At 50.2% G+C, this 16251-nt stretch carries 15 protein-coding genes and 10 tRNA genes; 24 read left to right on the top strand and 1 reads right to left on the bottom strand.

Annotation, left to right across the window (positions count from 1 at the left end):
• Position 1: 1 nt before the first annotated feature.
• From argJ to argF, 6 genes are read left to right on the top strand one after another with little or no spacing between them, the layout of a single operon-like run.
• Complete coding sequence (gene argJ, locus F3H97_RS00865) at positions 2–1219, top strand: bifunctional glutamate N-acetyltransferase/amino-acid acetyltransferase ArgJ (protein WP_196430312.1); 1218 nt, start codon at positions 2–4, stop codon at positions 1217–1219.
• Positions 1216–1995 (top strand): acetylglutamate kinase, encoded by a 780-nt coding sequence (gene argB / locus F3H97_RS00860; RefSeq protein ID WP_196430311.1) that lies wholly within the window; start codon positions 1216–1218, stop codon positions 1993–1995. Before argJ ends, argB begins: the two co-directional genes overlap by 4 nt.
• Positions 1955–3100, top strand: a complete 1146-nt coding sequence (locus tag F3H97_RS00855) for an acetylornithine transaminase (RefSeq protein ID WP_196430310.1) — start codon at positions 1955–1957, stop codon at positions 3098–3100. Before argB ends, F3H97_RS00855 begins: the two co-directional genes overlap by 41 nt.
• Entirely contained in the window at positions 3097–4149 is a 1053-nt protein-coding gene (locus F3H97_RS00850; RefSeq protein WP_196430309.1) for a carbamoyl phosphate synthase small subunit, read from the top strand. The genes F3H97_RS00855 and F3H97_RS00850 overlap by 4 nt, the downstream gene beginning before the upstream one ends.
• Positions 4142–7162, top strand: a complete 3021-nt coding sequence (gene carB, locus F3H97_RS00845) for a carbamoyl-phosphate synthase (glutamine-hydrolyzing) large subunit (protein ID WP_196430308.1) — start codon at positions 4142–4144, stop codon at positions 7160–7162. The genes F3H97_RS00850 and carB overlap by 8 nt, the downstream gene beginning before the upstream one ends.
• The gene (gene argF / locus F3H97_RS00840) at positions 7159–8085 is read left to right on the top strand and encodes an ornithine carbamoyltransferase (protein WP_196430307.1); all 927 of its coding nucleotides are present in this window, start codon (positions 7159–7161) and stop codon (positions 8083–8085) included. The genes carB and argF overlap by 4 nt, the downstream gene beginning before the upstream one ends.
• Before the next feature lie 36 nt (positions 8086–8121).
• On the opposite strand, the gene F3H97_RS00835 is transcribed toward argF, so the two are convergent.
• Positions 8122–8847, bottom strand: coding sequence for a rhomboid family intramembrane serine protease (locus tag F3H97_RS00835; RefSeq protein WP_074034859.1), 726 nt, complete (start codon positions 8845–8847; stop codon positions 8122–8124).
• 63 nt (positions 8848–8910) lie between these two features.
• On the opposite strand from F3H97_RS00835, the gene acpS reads away from it, so the two are divergent.
• The 18 genes from acpS to F3H97_RS00745 all read left to right on the top strand — a co-directional run bounded on the left by acpS (position 8911) and on the right by F3H97_RS00745 (position 16122).
• Positions 8911–9279: a holo-ACP synthase gene (acpS, locus tag F3H97_RS00830; RefSeq protein ID WP_074034857.1), complete on the top strand. Its 369-nt coding sequence runs from the start codon at positions 8911–8913 to the stop codon at positions 9277–9279.
• Positions 9266–10342: an alanine racemase gene (alr, locus tag F3H97_RS00825; RefSeq protein WP_196430306.1), complete on the top strand. Its 1077-nt coding sequence runs from the start codon at positions 9266–9268 to the stop codon at positions 10340–10342. Before acpS ends, alr begins: the two co-directional genes overlap by 14 nt.
• 129 nt (positions 10343–10471) lie before the next feature.
• The gene (locus F3H97_RS00820; RefSeq protein WP_015880556.1) at positions 10472–10750 is read left to right on the top strand and encodes a hypothetical protein; all 279 of its coding nucleotides are present in this window, start codon (positions 10472–10474) and stop codon (positions 10748–10750) included.
• A gap of 5 nt (positions 10751–10755) precedes the next feature.
• The gene (locus tag F3H97_RS00815) at positions 10756–11106 is read left to right on the top strand and encodes a type II toxin-antitoxin system PemK/MazF family toxin (protein WP_026824472.1); all 351 of its coding nucleotides are present in this window, start codon (positions 10756–10758) and stop codon (positions 11104–11106) included.
• A gap of 141 nt (positions 11107–11247) precedes the next feature.
• Positions 11248–11574 carry an STAS domain-containing protein gene (locus F3H97_RS00810; protein ID WP_196430305.1) on the top strand — a complete coding sequence of 109 codons (327 nt, stop codon included), beginning with the start codon at positions 11248–11250 and terminating at the stop codon, positions 11572–11574.
• Positions 11571–12050: an anti-sigma B factor RsbW gene (rsbW, locus tag F3H97_RS00805; RefSeq protein ID WP_015880559.1), complete on the top strand. Its 480-nt coding sequence runs from the start codon at positions 11571–11573 to the stop codon at positions 12048–12050. Before F3H97_RS00810 ends, rsbW begins: the two co-directional genes overlap by 4 nt.
• On the top strand, positions 12016–12816 hold the full coding sequence (gene sigB / locus F3H97_RS00800) for an RNA polymerase sigma factor SigB (RefSeq protein WP_015880560.1): 801 nt from the start codon (positions 12016–12018) through the stop codon (positions 12814–12816). Before rsbW ends, sigB begins: the two co-directional genes overlap by 35 nt.
• Before the next feature lie 69 nt (positions 12817–12885).
• Positions 12886–15015, top strand: a complete 2130-nt coding sequence (locus F3H97_RS00795; RefSeq protein ID WP_196430304.1) for a Tex family protein — start codon at positions 12886–12888, stop codon at positions 15013–15015.
• A gap of 204 nt (positions 15016–15219) precedes the next feature.
• A tRNA-Asn gene (locus tag F3H97_RS00790) sits at positions 15220–15294 on the top strand.
• A 9-nt stretch (positions 15295–15303) separates the two neighbouring features.
• Positions 15304–15395: transfer RNA gene (locus F3H97_RS00785), tRNA-Ser, on the top strand.
• Between the two features lie 29 nt (positions 15396–15424).
• A tRNA-Glu gene (locus F3H97_RS00780) sits at positions 15425–15499 on the top strand.
• Between the two features lie 5 nt (positions 15500–15504).
• Positions 15505–15580 (top strand) — tRNA-Val (locus tag F3H97_RS00775).
• 21 nt (positions 15581–15601) lie between these two features.
• Positions 15602–15677, top strand: a tRNA-Asp gene (locus F3H97_RS00770).
• A 7-nt stretch (positions 15678–15684) separates the two neighbouring features.
• Positions 15685–15756, top strand: a tRNA-Gln gene (locus F3H97_RS00765).
• 10 nt (positions 15757–15766) lie between these two features.
• Positions 15767–15842: transfer RNA gene (locus F3H97_RS00760), tRNA-Lys, on the top strand.
• Positions 15843–15866: 24 nt separating this feature from the next.
• Positions 15867–15954: transfer RNA gene (locus tag F3H97_RS00755), tRNA-Leu, on the top strand.
• Between the two features lie 3 nt (positions 15955–15957).
• A tRNA-Arg gene (locus F3H97_RS00750) sits at positions 15958–16034 on the top strand.
• Positions 16035–16045: 11 nt separating this feature from the next.
• A tRNA-Ile gene (locus tag F3H97_RS00745) sits at positions 16046–16122 on the top strand.
• The last annotated feature ends 129 nt before the right edge of the window (positions 16123–16251 follow it).

Here is a 16251-nt window from a genome sequence, read left to right as displayed (position 1 = left end):
CATGATCGACATCATGGCGACCCAAAAACCGGGCATCGTATCACCGAAAGGATTTCAAGCGTGCGGCATTCATGCGGGACTAAAACGAAAACGGAAAGATTTGGCGCTGCTCGTTTGTGAACGACTAGCGAGCGCGGCGGCCGTCTACACGACAAACCACTTTCAAGCCGCACCGATTCAAGTGACAAAAGCGTCATTAGCCGAAACAAACGGCTATCTTCGAGCCGTGTTAATCAATAGCGGGAACGCGAACGCCTGTACAGGTGAACAAGGGCTAAAGGACGCCTACACGATGCGCGACATGACGGCAAAACATATAGGTGTAAAACCGGAAGAAGTGGCCATCGCTTCAACGGGCGTCATCGGTCAACCGCTTCCGATGGTCCCGCTCATAAACGGGATTGGTCATCTGCAACCGTCCAAGACATGGGAAGATGGACAATCGTTCGCTGAAGCCATTTTGACGACAGATACCGGGACGAAACAAACTAGTGTCCATTACAAAGAAGGGGAAGCGACCGTGACGATCTCAGGCGTCGCCAAAGGGTCGGGGATGATTCACCCGAATATGGCAACGATGCTCGGGTTTGTGACGACAGATGCGGTCATCGCACCGGAACTGTTGCAGCAGACATTAAAGAAAAGTGTCGACGCCTCGTTCAATAACATCACGGTGGACGGGGATAGCTCGACAAACGATATGGTCCTCGTCATGGCGAGCGGGGCAGTAGAAATGGAAGAAATCAAAGAGGGAACTTCCGCACACGTCGCGTTCCAACAGGCTTTGACAGATGTATGTTTAGAGCTTGCCAAAGCGATTGCAAAAGATGGGGAAGGAGCCACGAAACTCATCGAAGTGAATGTCAGTGGCGCAACATCCGACCAACAAGCCAGAACGATCGCCAAGCAAATCGTCGGGTCCTCCCTGGTGAAGACAGCGGTATATGGACAGGATGCCAACTGGGGACGAATCATTGCCGCAATCGGCGCCGTCCCGTTCCCTGTGAACGTGGAGGCGATCGATATTCAAATCGGGAGTCAACTTGTTTTAAAGGACAGTACGCCTGTCTGGTTTGATGAGGCGTATGCGACCGAAGAGATGAGTCGGGACGTCGTCACCATCACAGTCGACTTGCATGGCGGGGAAGGGTTCGGTCAGGCATACGGATGTGACTTAACCTACGACTACGTCAAAATCAATGCGAGTTACCGGACATGAAGAAGCGGAAAGTCATCAAACTTGGGGGCAGTGTCTGGGAGTCGATGACACCTTCGTACTTTGAAGAGTGGCGAGGATGGATGGAAGAAGGAAATGATCTGCTCATCGTACATGGAGGTGGGCCGAAACTATCGGCTTATTGCATGTCTCAACAAATTGAACCGTTGTTCTTGGCCGGACGTCGCGTGACGACAGATGAGGTGTTGATCGGGGCTTTGCGTGTGTTGGCAGGAGAAATGCAGACGAACGTCGTGTCGACATTGGCTCGATATGACCTCGATGCGTTTGGTTTATCGGGGGTCGACGGGAGTGCGATTTTCGGTCAACCTCTGAATGGACTTGGGAAAGTCGGTGAGGTGATTTCGATTCGAAATGACGTGTTCGAACGGCTGATGGATTCCAGACATGTTCCGGTTGTGACATCGGTGATTGCCGGCACGGAAGGTCCGCTGAACTGTAATGGCGATGATTGTGCGGTGGCACTTGCCGTTTCGTTACAAGCGGATGAATTGGAACTATTGACCGATGTGAACGGTATTCGCATACACGGTGAATTTCAGACGACGCTAACTGAACGGGACATTCGAGAAGCCATCGCATCTGGAGAAATTGATGGAGGGATGGTGCCGAAAGTAGAGGCGCTATTGGCAGCAGTGGCAGGAGGGGTCAAAAGTGCCCGCATCCGAGATGGTCGTGACGCGACGCTCGCAGGGACAAGATTATGGGAGGGGAACTATGAATTCGCTGTTACCGACATACGGGAAACGAACGATTGAGATCGCGCAGGCGAGCGGGTCGTACGTGACGGATGTTTCAGGAAAGACGTACTTAGACTTTGTGATGGGCATTGCCGTATGTGGGACGGGGCATCGTCATCCATACGTGCAGCAGAAAATTGAAGAACAATTGAACCTGGTGTGGCATACATCCAACCTCTATTTGATACCTGGTCAGCAACGTGTCGCTGAAAAGTTGACGGAAGGAACACATCTGACGCATGCCTTCTTTTGTAACAGTGGGACAGAAGCGAATGAGGCGGCCTTTAAGTTAGTCCGAAAGTGGACGCAGAAAACAAAAATCATCACATTCACGCAGTCGTTTCATGGACGTACATTCGCTATGCTCGGAGCGACTGGTCAAGAGAAGGTGAAACATGGATTTGGACCGATGGTGAGTGACTTTATTCATGCACCGTTCAACGATATGGAGGCTCTTGACTGGATTGATGATGAGACATCTGCTGTTTGGCTCGAAATCGTACAAGGTGAAGGCGGCGTGGTCGTCGCGGATCCCCTGTGGTTGCAGGCCTTACAGGAAGCAGCTGACAAATACGATGTCAAAATCGTCGTCGATGAAGTGCAGACCGGCATCGCGCGTACAGGGACACGTTTCGCATACGAACAAACACCGCTCCGTCCTCATGTCGTCACGTTAGCGAAAGGATTGGGGAGTGGCATTCCGGTCGGCGCAATATTGACGACGGCGGAAGCGGCGACGGTCTTTGGTCCTGGGAGTCACGGTTCGACCTTCGGTGGAAATCCAGTGGCGATGGCTGCGGCAGAAGCGACACTCGATGTCCTCTTCACACCCGAGTCTCTTAAGCATGTCACAGACATGGGAGATTATTTGAAAGAAGGACTCAGTCGCTTCGTGGATGGAGAACGTTTCGTTGAAGTGAGAGGACTTGGGCTGATGATTGGGCTTGTCTCGACAGAACCGGTAGCAGACTGTGTCACAGAATTGGCAGAGGCGGGTTTATTGGTCGTCATGGCGGGGCCGCACGTCATCCGCTTCCTGCCTTCACTACTGGTCACGAAATCGGAGATTGACGAAGCATTGACGAAACTTGAACAAATCTTACAGAAGGAGGGCGTCGTATGAACGGAAGCATCACCTTAATGAACGGGAAGCACTTTACAGGAACATGGGAGACGAGTGCGCGACACGCAAGTGGTGAAGTCGTGTTCTTCACCGGGATGACGGGCTATCAAGAAGTGTTGACCGACCCGTCATATGCTGGACAAATCATCGCGTTCACTTATCCGCTGATCGGACAATATGGACTGGAATCAGACGGGAGCGAAAGTGCTCGCATTCAAGTGGCCGGCGTCCTCGTGCAATCACTTGCTGATTCTGGGGATCAGTCTGACTTAAAGGATTGGTTAGAGCAGGAAGGGATTCCGGTGCTGTCACAAGTCGATGTGCGTGCGCTCGTTCATGTGTTGCGTGATGAAGGCGATCAGTTTGGAATGATGGCAGCGGACATACATGAAACGTTGGAAGTTCCGGATGTTCGTCATCTAACAGAGCGCGTCACAACAGCGTCTATCGTGCAGGAAGGGGACGGAGAGAAAGGGCATATCGTCTGTCTCGACTTCGGGGTGAAGGCGTCGATGATTGGTGAAATGGTGAAACGTGGGTATCGTGTGACGAGTGTTCCGTACCAGACGTCACAAGAGGTCGTCGAGGCATTGCGACCGGATGGGATTTTAGTATCGAACGGGCCCGGGGACCCGCGAGACCACATCGGGCAGATTGAAGTCATCCGGGAATTGGCGTTATCGTATCCGACCCTCGGGATTTGTATGGGGCATCAACTGCTCGCCCTCGCATTCGGTTGCAAGATTGAAAAGCAAACATACGGACATCGTGGATCGAATCACCCGGTCCGAAACGTCAAGACGAACGACGTATGGATGACGTCGCAAAATCACGGTTATGTGGTCGCGCGTATGAGTATCGAACAGAGCCCGCTTGAACTGCTTTATGAGAACGTGAACGATCACTCGGTGGAAGGGTTGATTCATCCGAATGCATCCATTTTCACGACACAGTTCCATCCGGAGGCGAGTCCTGGACCAACGGACGCGCAGTCCGTCTTCGACCGTTTTGATGAAATGATTCAGCAAGGAGTGAACGTGTATGCATAAAAAAGTACTCGTTATCGGATCGGGACCCATCGTGATTGGGCAGGCCGCAGAGTTTGATTATTCCGGAACGCAGGCGTGTCAGGCGCTTCGTGAAGCCGGTTGTGAAGTCGTCTTATTGAACTCCAATCCTGCCACAATCATGACGGACCCAGGAATGGCGGACGCGACGTATATTGAGGCGATGACCGTTCAAAAAGCGACCGACATCATCGAAAAAGAACGTCCGACGCACGTCCTTGCGACGGTCGGGGGACAGACGGCGTTGAACTTGGCTCTTGATCTCGAGGAAGCTGGCGTGTTGACCCAATATGGAATCGAACTGCTCGGTACATCACTCGACACGATTCGTGACGGGGAAGACCGTGAACGGTTCAAACAAAAGATGGAGCTGTTGAACGAGCCGATCCCGACATCGACGACGATTGAGACGATTGAAGAACTGACAGCTTTCATTGAGACGACCGGTGTTCCGCTCATCGTCCGTCCGGCGTTCACGCTCGGTGGGACCGGCGGTGGGATTGCGATGACGGAGGATGAGGCGTATACGATGGCGCGTCGGGGTCTTGAGGCAAGCCCGATCTCACAATGTTTGGTCGAGAAGAGCATCGCTGGCTATAAAGAATTTGAATATGAGGTCATGCGTGACGCGCTTGGAACGTGCATCATCGTCTGCAACATGGAAAATATCGATCCGGTCGGTGTGCATACGGGGGACTCCGTCGTGTTCGCCCCGGCACAAACCTTATCGGACCAAATGCATCAGACGTTACGGAGCGCTGCGTTTCGAATTGTATCCGAACTTGGTGTGATTGGTGGATGTAACATTCAGTTCGCAGTTCATCCGACACAATCAGAGTACTACGTGATTGAAGTCAATCCTCGTGTCTCTCGGAGCTCGGCCCTTGCGTCAAAAGCGACCGGTTATCCGATTGCCAAAATTGCGACACGTCTCGCTTTGGGTGAACCGTTAGATCACTGTATCAATCCAGTCACAACGAATACGATGGCGAGCTTTGAACCGGCACTTGATTACATTACGGCGAAAGTACCATGTTTCCCGTTCGACTTGTTCGCGGAAACAGAACGCGCACTCGGACCACAAATGAAGGCGACCGGTGAGAGTATGGCGATGGGAAAAACGTTAGAAGAAGCGTTACAGAAGGCATGGCGTGGTGCCGGAATCGAACAGGCACCGCTTTATCCGAAGTGGATGCAGGGAGCCACAGTCGACGTATTGATGGGTGAAGTCGAGGCGCCGACCGATCGTCGATTGCACGCTTGTCTCGCCTTGCTCGACCGTGAGTTGATGTCGGCCGATGCATTACAGCAGATTACGGGCATCACCCCTCACTTCATTCACATGTTAAAACGACTCATTCAGATGACGAAGGAAGATTTGACGAATCCGGTCCAGTTGCTTCAAGCGAAGCGACTTGGGTTCACGGACGCGCAAATTGCCACCGTGATGCATATGCAAACCGAGGAGATCAAGGCGTTCCGAGAGGCGGCCTCGATTCAACCTGTATATCAGATGATTGATACGTGTGCAGCCGAGTTTGAAAGTCGTACACCCTATTTCTACGGTACGTGGCACGGGACGTCCGAAGTGAAGCCGAGTGAAAAACGGAAGGTGGCCATCATTGGGGCAGGTCCGATTCGAATCGGACAGGGCATCGAGTTCGATTACAGTTCGGTTCATGCGGTCTGGGCACTTCAAAAACTTGGCATCGAAACGATCATGATCAACAACAACCCGGAGACCGTATCGACGGACTTCTCGATTGCAGACAAACTGTATGTCGAACCGCTGACGAGTGAAGATGTCATGCACGTGTTAGAAGCGGAAGGGTGCCGCGATGTCTTAATCCAGTTCGGTGGACAGACGGGTATTGCACTCGCTCATGATTTAGAAGCGGCGGGGTATCACTTGCTCGGTGCATCCGCAGACACCATCGACCAAATGGAAGACCGGGAACGTTTCTATCAATTCCTTGATTCGATTGAAGTCGAACACATCCCGGGTGAAGAAGTCACTTCCCCGACGCAGTTGCAGGAAGCCATCCAACAGTTAGGCTATCCATGTATCTTGCGCCCGTCCTATGTGATTGGAGGAAAGGGCATGTTACTCATTCATTCAGAGGAACAGTTAGCAGAGGTGTTACCGAACCTTGCCTATCCAACGCTAGTCGACCAATATGTCGCAGGGCGTGAGCTTGAAGTGGATTGTGTAACGGACGGGGAAACGGTATATGTGCCCGTCGTCCTAGAACAAATCGAAGCAGCGGGTGTTCATTCCGGAGACTCGACGATGATCTTGCCGCCGGTCGAGACGAGTCTGGCGATTCAAGAGCAAGTGGAGTCGATTGCGAAACGAATCGGACAGGCGCTCGATTATAAAGGAGCTCTGAACATTCAGTTCGTGTTGAAGGAAGACACGATCTACGTCCTTGAAATCAACCCGCGTGCGTCGCGGACTGTTCCGATTGTCAGCAAAGTGACAGGTGAGCCGTTAATCGAATGGGCGACCTACGCGGCGTACGGTCTCGCATTGAACGATTTCGTTCCGACACATCCCTCGAGATTGACAAACTATGCGGTAAAGACTCCGATCTTCTCGAACGTCAAACTGCCAGGCGTAGACCCGATGACAGGTCCGGTCATGCGTTCGACAGGCGAGACACTTCAATTCAGTTCACATCCATATGTGCCGGAGCGCTTTACGTATGATGCGCTGACCACACGGGTGATGAATCGTCCGCAAATCGTATTCGGGAAAGGGTTTGACCACGTCGGAAATACACCACTCGCAGACGTCATTGATTTTCAAGATGTCGCCGTATTGTTCTCGGATGCGGCTGACGAACGAGCAACACGTGAAATCGCCGTTCGCCATGGGGTGCATATCATTTCGTCCAAACAGTTAGCTCAGTATTATCAGATGAGTCAGTCACGGACTGGCAATCCGGTTCAGTCTTTGCAATCCATTCAAATGAGAGAGGGAGTAGCCAAATGACAGTGAAGACGATACAACATTTTTTAACGATGGAGGAATTGACACCGGATACGCTCGATTCGTTGATGCAATTGGCACACGAAGTGAAACGTTCACCTCAATCTTATGCAACGGTGCTGACAGGGAAGAAAGTCGCATTGCTATTTGAAAAGGCATCGACACGGACGCGAATGTCATTTGAAGTCGGGGTCGTCGAATTAGGTGGATACCCACTCTTTCTCAGCGGTCAAGATTTGCAAATCGGGCGTGGTGAACCGTTGACGGATACGATTCAAGTGATGAGTCGGTATGTGGACGCACTCATGATTCGGACGTATGCGCATGAAACGGTGGAGACGTTGGCACAACACGGGTCAATCCCAATCATCAATGGATTGACGGACTTGCATCATCCGTGCCAAGTGCTCGCGGATTTATTGACGATTGAAGAGCGGTTCGGGAGTCGTGCCGGAATAGTGTTGACGTATATCGGCGACGGCAATAATATGGCACATTCGCTTATGATCGGTGGGGCACTGAGTGGGATGCATATCCGCATCGCCTCACCAAACGGATACACCGTTGATCAAGGCATTTATGAGAAAGCGAAGAAGTTGGCTGAATCAACGGGAGGAAGCATCGCGTTGTTCGAAAACCCATCGCTTGCTGCGAATGGGGCAGATATTGTGTATACTGACGTCTTTGCGAGCATGGGGCAGGAGGGGGAAGCAGAGGAGCGGCTGATGAAGTTTAACGGTTTTCAAGTGAATGAAGAGTTGATGGCACTTGCGAACCCCGACGCCATCTTCCTTCACTGTTTACCGGCGCATCGCGGGGAAGAAGTGACGGCTGAGGTGATCGATGGACCGCAGTCATGGGTATTCGATCAAGCCGAGAATCGTTTACATGCACAAAAAGCACTGATGCTGACATTGTTAACGTAACAACAAAGGGTGACACGCCACGTGTCACCCTTTTCGTTATAAGAACCGTGCCAATAATCCAAAGACGGCCAGTCCGATAATGATGTAGAAAAACCACTTTCCGTCCCCAGAATGAATGACAGGGGGCGTGTACGAACGTTGCTTATACTTCCCGTAGCGCATCGGGCGCGTATACGGGACGGTGAAACGTGAGAGTGGGATGGCAAGTAAGAATCCGGCCAAGAACCCGTACACATGTCCCCAAAGGGAAACGTTCGAACCAATTAATGTGAAAACGGCACTGATGGCGACGAAGATGTAGACCAAGCGGGCATCTTGGCTGTACATCAACGTGCGACGGAAACGACCGATGAATACGTAGAATCCGAGAATGGCCAAGATGGCGCCTGACGCCCCGGCCTGTAGATAAAACAAGTTGCTGACAGTGAAATACGTGAGGAGGTTGGCGAGCGCTCCAGCGAATACATAAAACAAGGCAAATTTCACGTGTCCGACCATTCGTTCCATCGCTGGTCCGAAGATGATCAGTGCGAACGAGTTGAACAGCAAGTGACCGAGACTCAAATGAATGAAGTTGGCCGTGACCAAGCGGTACCATTGTCCGTCCGCGAGTGCCAAATGGAACGACCCTCCCGTCGCCACGATTCGTAAACCAGGTGCGAAAGAATCGATGACAAACACAAGGAGTTGGATTACAATGAACAGCGTTACGAGTGGATATGCCCGTACAAACGTTTGAACATTTTCCGTACGACTAAACATAACATCACCTCTTTCCTCAATTGTATAAGGAAACGGGGAGAAAAGGAAAGGAGCGAGTGTCTCGTGATTGTAGGAATTGGAGTCGATATCGTCGAGCTTGATCGGATGGCTCGCTCGATGAAACAACCACGTTTTTTAAAACGGCTGCTCACCGATGCGGAATATGAATTGTCTCAACAGTATCCGCTCCCGCGTCAAATCGAGTTTGTCTCGGGTCGCTTTGCTGCAAAAGAAGCTTACGCCAAAGCAATCGGGACTGGCATCGCACACGGGTTATCGTGGCGTCATATTGAAATTTTACCGGATGAGACGGGTCGACCTGTCATGACCGCACCGTTTACGGGGAAGATTCATGTCAGCATCAGCCATAGTCAAACATACGCCATCGCACAAGTCATCTTAGAAGAGGAGGGACACCATGTTTCGTCCTAGTCGAATCGAGATTGATCGGGCGTCCATCGCCCATAATATAAAAGAATTAACGAAACGAATTCCGCAGGACCTCATGGCAGTCGTCAAAGCGAACGCCTACGGACACGGGGCCGTCGAAGTGGCGAAAATTGCCCTTGAGAACGGAGCGACGATGCTCGGGGTCGCGTTACTCGAGGAAGCGCTCGAACTCCGCGATGCGGGAATCGAAGCACCGATTCTCGTCATGGAAGCGCAATTCCCTGAATATGCCGGAGTAGCGGCAGCACAAGGAATCACGTTGTCTGTTTTTTCTGCTGAATGGTTACAAGAGGCTGCTCCTTATATAGAAGAAAATCCGTTAACGGTTCATATTAAAGTCGATACCGGAATGGGGCGTCTCGGGTTGCGCACCCGTGAACAGTTAGATGCCTTACTTGAAGAAGCGACCGATTCGTTTGTGGTGGAAGGGATCTATACCCACTTCGCAACGGCGGATGAGCTCGACAGCGATCTGTATTATACACAGCAAGAGCGGTTCGAGCGTTTGATGGATGGGCTCCACGAGCGGTTCCGCTATATCCATACGTCGAACTCGGCCGGTGCGATCCGAATGGCCGGACAAGATGTTCCTTATAATTTGGTTCGTGTCGGCATCGCACTCTATGGGTTATATCCGTCACGTGAGATGGAGACGTTCTATTCATTCCTGCGTCCGGCCTTCACGCTAAAAAGTCAACTCATGCAGGTGAAGCGGCTAGAGGCAGGTCAGACCATTAGTTACGGTGCGACGTATACGACATCGACCGACGAATGGATTGGTACCGTTCCGGTCGGATATGCGGACGGCTGGTTACGGAAGGCGAGCGGATTTGAAGTGGAGGTCAATGGGATTCGTTGTCCGATCGTGGGACGCGTCTGTATGGACCGCTTCATGATCCGACTTCCAAAAGAGTTTCCTGTCGGGACGGACGTGACCCTTGTCGGTGGAAACGTCGCCATTGATGAACTCGCCTCATATCTTGAGACCATCAACTATGAGATCGTTTGCCAATTCACGAGCCGATTGCCACGTCTTTATGTGTGAATCATAAATCGTGTGAAATTATCTGAATTCTTTCTCGATTTCTCTATATTTTCCCATTCCCTCGTGTTATATTGATAAAGAACGCGGGAGAATTTCCGCCAGTCCATGAAACGATTCTGGAGGTGTAAGATGTTGAAGCAGCGAACTGCGGGTGCGCTAGCGTCCGTCCCAGATCGGTTCTCGCAACAAGGGGGTCCGATTTCGATGAAAGACCGTGAAACACTGTCCTTGAACGATGTAGTGACATACTTGTCTAAAGAAATTGCTGATCGACAACAAACACTGCGTGAAGAATTGGCGAAAGGCTATCAAGAGATGGCCGCGTTTAACTTGAATATGGCAGAAGAGATGCTAACGATTGAAACCGAAGCCGAACACGCTCTCTTACGTCAAGTAAGTGGGGTGTGAGCAGCGTGATCGTAAAGCGTGGTGACGTGTTTTATGCGAATCTGTCGCCCGTAGTCGGCTCAGAGCAAGGTGGCGTTCGACCCGTTCTCATCGTACAGAACGACATCGGCAATCGCTTTAGCCCGACCGTCATTGTCGCTGCGATTACAGCTCAGATTCAAAAAGCAAAACTGCCGACTCATGTGGAAGTATATCAAGAGAAGCACGGACTCGAACGAGACTCTGTGATTTTGCTTGAACAGATTCGAACGATTGATAAGCGTCGTCTGACGGATAAAGTCACTCATCTCGATGATGAGACGATGCATAAAGTGGACAGAGCGCTAGAGATCAGTATGGGATTGATCCCTCTCTAGCCTTACATAGATAAGACTGGTACATAGGTATCGGTCTTTTTTTAAACTTTTTTTAAAAAAGTGGTTTAAGATTTTGTCAGAGGGGAATTTAATTTAATCGTACTCAATTTTTCTGTACGGACATTTAGGAGGGAATAGACGATGGATTTAGCGATTCGCGAGCAAGTCATTGGAGAACAATTACACCTTTACGTATCCGGAGAAGTGGATACATATACTGCACCAAAATTGAAAGAAGTATTGCATCCGGCCATCAGTGAGCAAAATGTGGTCGTTCATTTAGACGAAGTGGAGTATATGGATTCGACAGGTCTTGGCGTGTTCGTCGGGGCATTGAAAATTGCCACGCGTAACGAAAAAGAGTTGTCACTTGTCGGAGTCACAGACCGAGTCAATCGTCTATTCGAATTGACGGGTCTTCACAAACTTCTTTCTATTAATTCGAACGTAAGAGGTGGCACGCAATGAACAATGTTGAACAGACGGTCATGACGTTCCCGGCCAAACCCGAATATGTCGGTGTGGTTCGATTAGTCGTTTCAGGAATTGCTAACCGTATGGGATATACGTACGACGAGATCGAGGATATTAAAATCGCGGTCTCGGAAGCATGTGGCAACGCCGTGCAACATGCTTATGACGATCATCAAGATGGGGAAGTCAAACTCGCTTGTGGCGTCTATGCAGATCGTCTTGAAATCACGATTGAGGATTCAGGGAAGACGTTCGCAGATGATGTGAAGCGTCAAGCCGCTCCGGTCGAAGAAACGACCGAAATTGAATCGCTCCATGAAGGAGGACTTGGTCTCTTCTTGATCGAAGCATTAATGGACGATGTCTCGATCAATAAAGACAACGGTGTCAAAGTGACGATGACAAAACTCCTCAATAGGGACGAGGTGGATCAGAGTGCCAGCAAAATCTCAACAACGCCATCACAGTGATGACGAGGTACTAGAGTGGATTGAACGCTATCAACAAGACGATCAAAACGAAGAAGTGCAAATGCTCCTCATCAACCGCTATTCTGACCTCGTTGAAGCACTCGCGCGTAAATTCTCGCGTGGCCGTGCGATTCACGACGATCTTGTGCAAGTTGGGATGATTGGGTTACTGGCGGCACTTCGTCGATTTGACCCGGAATTTGGTCGTAGCTTCGAGTCGTTTGCTGTCCCGACCATCATCGGGGAAATCAAACGATTTATTCGCGACAAGACGTGGAGTGTCCACGTACCGCGTCGAATCAAAGAACTCGGACCAAAGATTAAAAAGACGGTCGAAGAGTTGACGACCGAATTACAACGTTCGCCACGAATCGATGAGATTGCCGACCACCTTGGCGTGTCCGATGAAGAAATTCTCGAAACGCTCGAGATGGGCAAAAGTTATCAAGCCTTGTCGGTTGATAGTTCAATCGAAGCGGATAATGAAGGTAGTACGGTCACATTACTCGACTTGGTCGGTAGCCAAGAGCGCGGGTATGAATCGGTCGACCAGCGCCTCATTCTAGAAAAGGCATTCAATGTCTTAAACGAGCGTGAACGCGCCATCTTGGAATGCGCTTACTATAAGAATATGAGTCAAAAAGAAACAGGAGAACTTCTTGGAATCTCGCAGATGCATGTCTCCCGTTTGCAACGGCGAGCACTCGAAAAGCTGCGTGAAGCCATCAAGGTTCCACTCAATGAAGTATTCTCAAGCGATGACTAATCGAGTCATCGCTTTTTTGTTTGAATGTTTGCTACACTTTGAAAGAGATCAAAAAAGGAAGTGATTCAAGTGATTACGAAAGTGGCTAACGCGTTAAACTTGAAAGTGAACCAAGTCGAGACGGTTCAGCAGCTCGCATCTGAAGGGGCGACGATTCCGTTCATGGCCCGTTATCGGAAGGAAATGACGGGAAATTTGGACGAAGTTGAAATCAAAGGAATCTTGGATGCTCTTCAATATGAAGAGAGTCTACAAAAACGCAAGGCGGATGTCATTGCTAAATTAGAAGAGTTGGAAAAATCCACGCCTGAATTATCTAGAGCGTTAGAGGCGGCGACTACGCTTCAACAAGTAGAAGACATTTATTTGCCGTATCGTCCTAAACGACGCACGAAAGCAGAACAGGGACGCGAGAAAGGACTGCAGCCGCTTGCGGACTGGTTCCGGGACAAATCACCCTATTCTTCAGACAAGGTAAAAGAACTCGCTCAAGACGTCGAGGTAGAGGAAGCGTTGCCGCTCGTCCATGCCATCATCGGTGAAGAATGGGGAGAGGAAGCGAAACTGCGCCAGATGCTTCGTGACCGCGTACGCAAAGAAGGACTTTTGCGCTCGAAGAAGAAAAAACAAGCGGAAGACGAAAAAGAGATTTTTGCGCAGTATTATGAATATGAAGAGAAGATCGCTGGTATTGTCCCACACCGTGTACTCGCCTTGAACCGTGGGGAACGTACGGATGTGCTCCAGGTGAAAGTAGTGTTCGACGAGACGCGCTTCATGGATCAAGCCCTCCGTACATATGAACGACTTCCGAAAGAAAAACGTGAGGTTGTCGAGACGGCTGTGACGGAGGCGTACAAGAAGTCGGTCTTCCCGGCTATCGAACGGGAGATTCGTGGGGAGTTGACGGAAAAAGCAGAAGAGCAGGCGATCGATGTCTTCTCGAAAAACTTGAAACAACTCTATATGCAGCCGCCCCTTCGCGAGGTCGTCGTCTTAGGGATCGACCCGGCTTATCGAACTGGTTGTAAATGGGCAGTCGTCAATGAAATCGGAAAAGTCGAAGAGGTCGGTGTCTTCTATCCGACGGCACCGAAACATGATATCGCCGGCGCTGAAAAAGTACTGACGAGACTTGCGAAGAAATATCCAATCTCGGTTATCGTCGTCGGAAACGGAACCGCCTCACGGGAGACGGAACAATTCGTCGCCGACTGGTTGAAGAAAGCGGAACGTGATATTGCTTACGCGATTGTGAACGAAGCGGGGGCAAGTGTCTACTCGGCATCGGAAGTCGCACGAAGTGAATTCCCGGATTTGAAAGTTGAGGAACGGTCAGCCGTTTCGATTGCACGTCGAATTCAAGATGCGATGGCGGAACTTGTCAAAGTCGACCCGCAATCAGTCGGTGTCGGACAATATCAGCATGACGTCAGCCAGAATAAACTGAAAGCCTCCTTAGAGTTCGTCGTCGAGAGCGTGGTCAACATGGTCGGAATTGATGTGAACCGTGCTTCCGAGTCTTTATTGACGTACGTCTCAGGACTCAATAAAACGACGGCGAAAAATATTGTGGCATATCGTGAAGAGAATGGACGCTTTGAAACGAGAAAGGAAATTAAGAAAGTACCTCGTCTTGGAGCGAAGGCGTTTGAACAGGCAGCTGGATTCTTACGGATCATGAACGGGAAGGACGTTCTCGACCAGACAGAGATTCACCCGGAAAGCTATCCGCTCGCGTTATCCATTTTAAAAGAGATCGGATCTTCAAAATCAGAGGTCGGTACGGCTGCGCTTCGAGAACGATTGCAACAAGTCGACGCTAAAGCCTTGAGTGAAGAACTAGAGGCGGGGCTTCCGACAGTTGAAGACATTTTGAAGTCATTAGCTAAACCAGGGCGTGACCCGCGAGAAGATATCCAGAAACCATTACTACGCACGGACGTCATGAGTCTCGAAGACCTTCAAGTCGGTATGGAATTCCAAGGAACCGTTCGAAACGTCATTGATTTTGGCGCGTTCGTTGACATTGGGGTGAAACAGGATGGTTTGGTCCACATTTCGAAATTATCGAATCGATACGTGAAGCATCCATTAGATGTCGTGGCGGTTGGTGACATCGTGACCGTGTGGATCGAACAAGTCGATGTGAATCGTGGACGGATTAGTTTAACGATGCTTGCACCGAGCCTTAAATAAGAAGAAACTTGTATCAGGTAAAATGTTTTTCATTTTACCTGATTTTTTTTAGAAAAAGTGTTGACGGTCTTTTTGTGCCGTGATATCTTATAGAAGTCGCCGAGAGACGGCACGCGAAATAAACGTTTTTCTAAGAAAGTGATTGACAGGTTTCTGGTTTGCGGTTACAATATAAATCGTTACTTCGATAATTTCAAGCAACGTTCCGCAATAGCTCAGTGGTAGAGCAACCGGCTGTTAACCGGTAGGTCGTAGGTTCAAATCCTACTTGCGGAGCCATTTTATTTTGGAGACGTACCCAAGAGGCTATAAGGGGCTCCCCTGCTAAGGGAGTAGGCTGGGAAACCGGTGCGAGGGTTCGAATCCCTCCGTCTCCGCCACTTAAAATTACTTAGAAGAGACATACACTGGCCCGTTGGTCAAGCGGTTAAGACACCGCCCTTTCACGGCGGTAACACGGGTTCGAATCCCGTACGGGTCACCATATATGGAGGATTAGCTCAGCTGGGAGAGCACCTGCCTTACAAGCAGGGGGTCGGCGGTTCGATCCCGTCATCCTCCACCATTTCAAATAAAAACGTAATCTGGTCTTGTGGTGTAGGGGTTAACATGCCTGCCTGTCACGCAGGAGATCGCGGGTTCGAATCCCGTCAAGACCGCCATTTACGTTGGGCTGTAGCCAAGTGGTAAGGCATCGGATTTTGATTCCGACATGCGAAGGTTCGATCCCTTCCAGCCCAGCTTTTTATTTGAGTCATTAGCTCAGTTGGTAGAGCATCTGACTTTTAATCAGAGGGTCGCAGGTTCGAGCCCTGCATGACTCACCATTTTCTTTTTTAACTTTATACGCTGCGGTCGTGGCGGAATCGGTAGACGCGCTAGGTTGAGGGCCTAGTGGTGGTTAACACCGTGGAGGTTCAAGTCCTCTCGACCGCACCATATGCACCCTTAGCTCAGCTGGATAGAGCGTTAGACTACGAATCTAAAGGCCGGGAGTTCGAATCTCTCAGGGTGCACCATTCTTTTTTATGGGCCTATAGCTCAGCCGGTTAGAGCGCACGCCTGATAAGCGTGAGGTCGGTGGTTCGAGTCCACTTAGGCCCACCATTTAAACTGACGAACTTTGAAAACTGAACGATGAGGCAAAAAAGTTTTACAATTTTTGAATGAAGCGCAAGCTTCGTCAATTTAAGAGCTATATCAAATTCTTTGGAGAGTTTGATCCTGGCTCAGGAC

Origin of the sequence: Exiguobacterium sp. SRB7LM (genome assembly GCF_015712685.1) — a bacterium.
Taxonomy (GTDB): Bacteria; Bacillota; Bacilli; order Exiguobacteriales; family Exiguobacteriaceae; genus Exiguobacterium; species Exiguobacterium profundum.
Note: the sequence above shows the minus strand (reverse complement) of the source record. Positions and strands in the feature narration are given on the sequence as shown.

What these genes read in the sequence shown, in the direction of transcription:
- argJ (WP_196430312.1), top strand. Translation starts at nt 2, where the DNA reads ATGATCGACATCATGGCGACCCAAAAACCGGGCATCGTATCACCGAAA.
- argB (WP_196430311.1), top strand. Translation starts at nt 1,216, where the DNA reads ATGAAGAAGCGGAAAGTCATCAAACTTGGGGGCAGTGTCTGGGAGTCG.
- F3H97_RS00855 (WP_196430310.1), top strand. Translation starts at nt 1,955, where the DNA reads ATGAATTCGCTGTTACCGACATACGGGAAACGAACGATTGAGATCGCG.
- F3H97_RS00850 (WP_196430309.1), top strand. Translation starts at nt 3,097, where the DNA reads ATGAACGGAAGCATCACCTTAATGAACGGGAAGCACTTTACAGGAACA.
- carB (WP_196430308.1), top strand. Translation starts at nt 4,142, where the DNA reads ATGCATAAAAAAGTACTCGTTATCGGATCGGGACCCATCGTGATTGGG.
- argF (WP_196430307.1), top strand. Translation starts at nt 7,159, where the DNA reads ATGACAGTGAAGACGATACAACATTTTTTAACGATGGAGGAATTGACA.
- F3H97_RS00835 (WP_074034859.1), bottom strand. Translation starts at nt 8,847, where the DNA reads ATGTTTAGTCGTACGGAAAATGTTCAAACGTTTGTACGGGCATATCCA.
- alr (WP_196430306.1), top strand. Translation starts at nt 9,266, where the DNA reads ATGTTTCGTCCTAGTCGAATCGAGATTGATCGGGCGTCCATCGCCCAT.
- F3H97_RS00820 (WP_015880556.1), top strand. Translation starts at nt 10,472, where the DNA reads ATGTTGAAGCAGCGAACTGCGGGTGCGCTAGCGTCCGTCCCAGATCGG.
- F3H97_RS00810 (WP_196430305.1), top strand. Translation starts at nt 11,248, where the DNA reads ATGGATTTAGCGATTCGCGAGCAAGTCATTGGAGAACAATTACACCTT.
- rsbW (WP_015880559.1), top strand. Translation starts at nt 11,571, where the DNA reads ATGAACAATGTTGAACAGACGGTCATGACGTTCCCGGCCAAACCCGAA.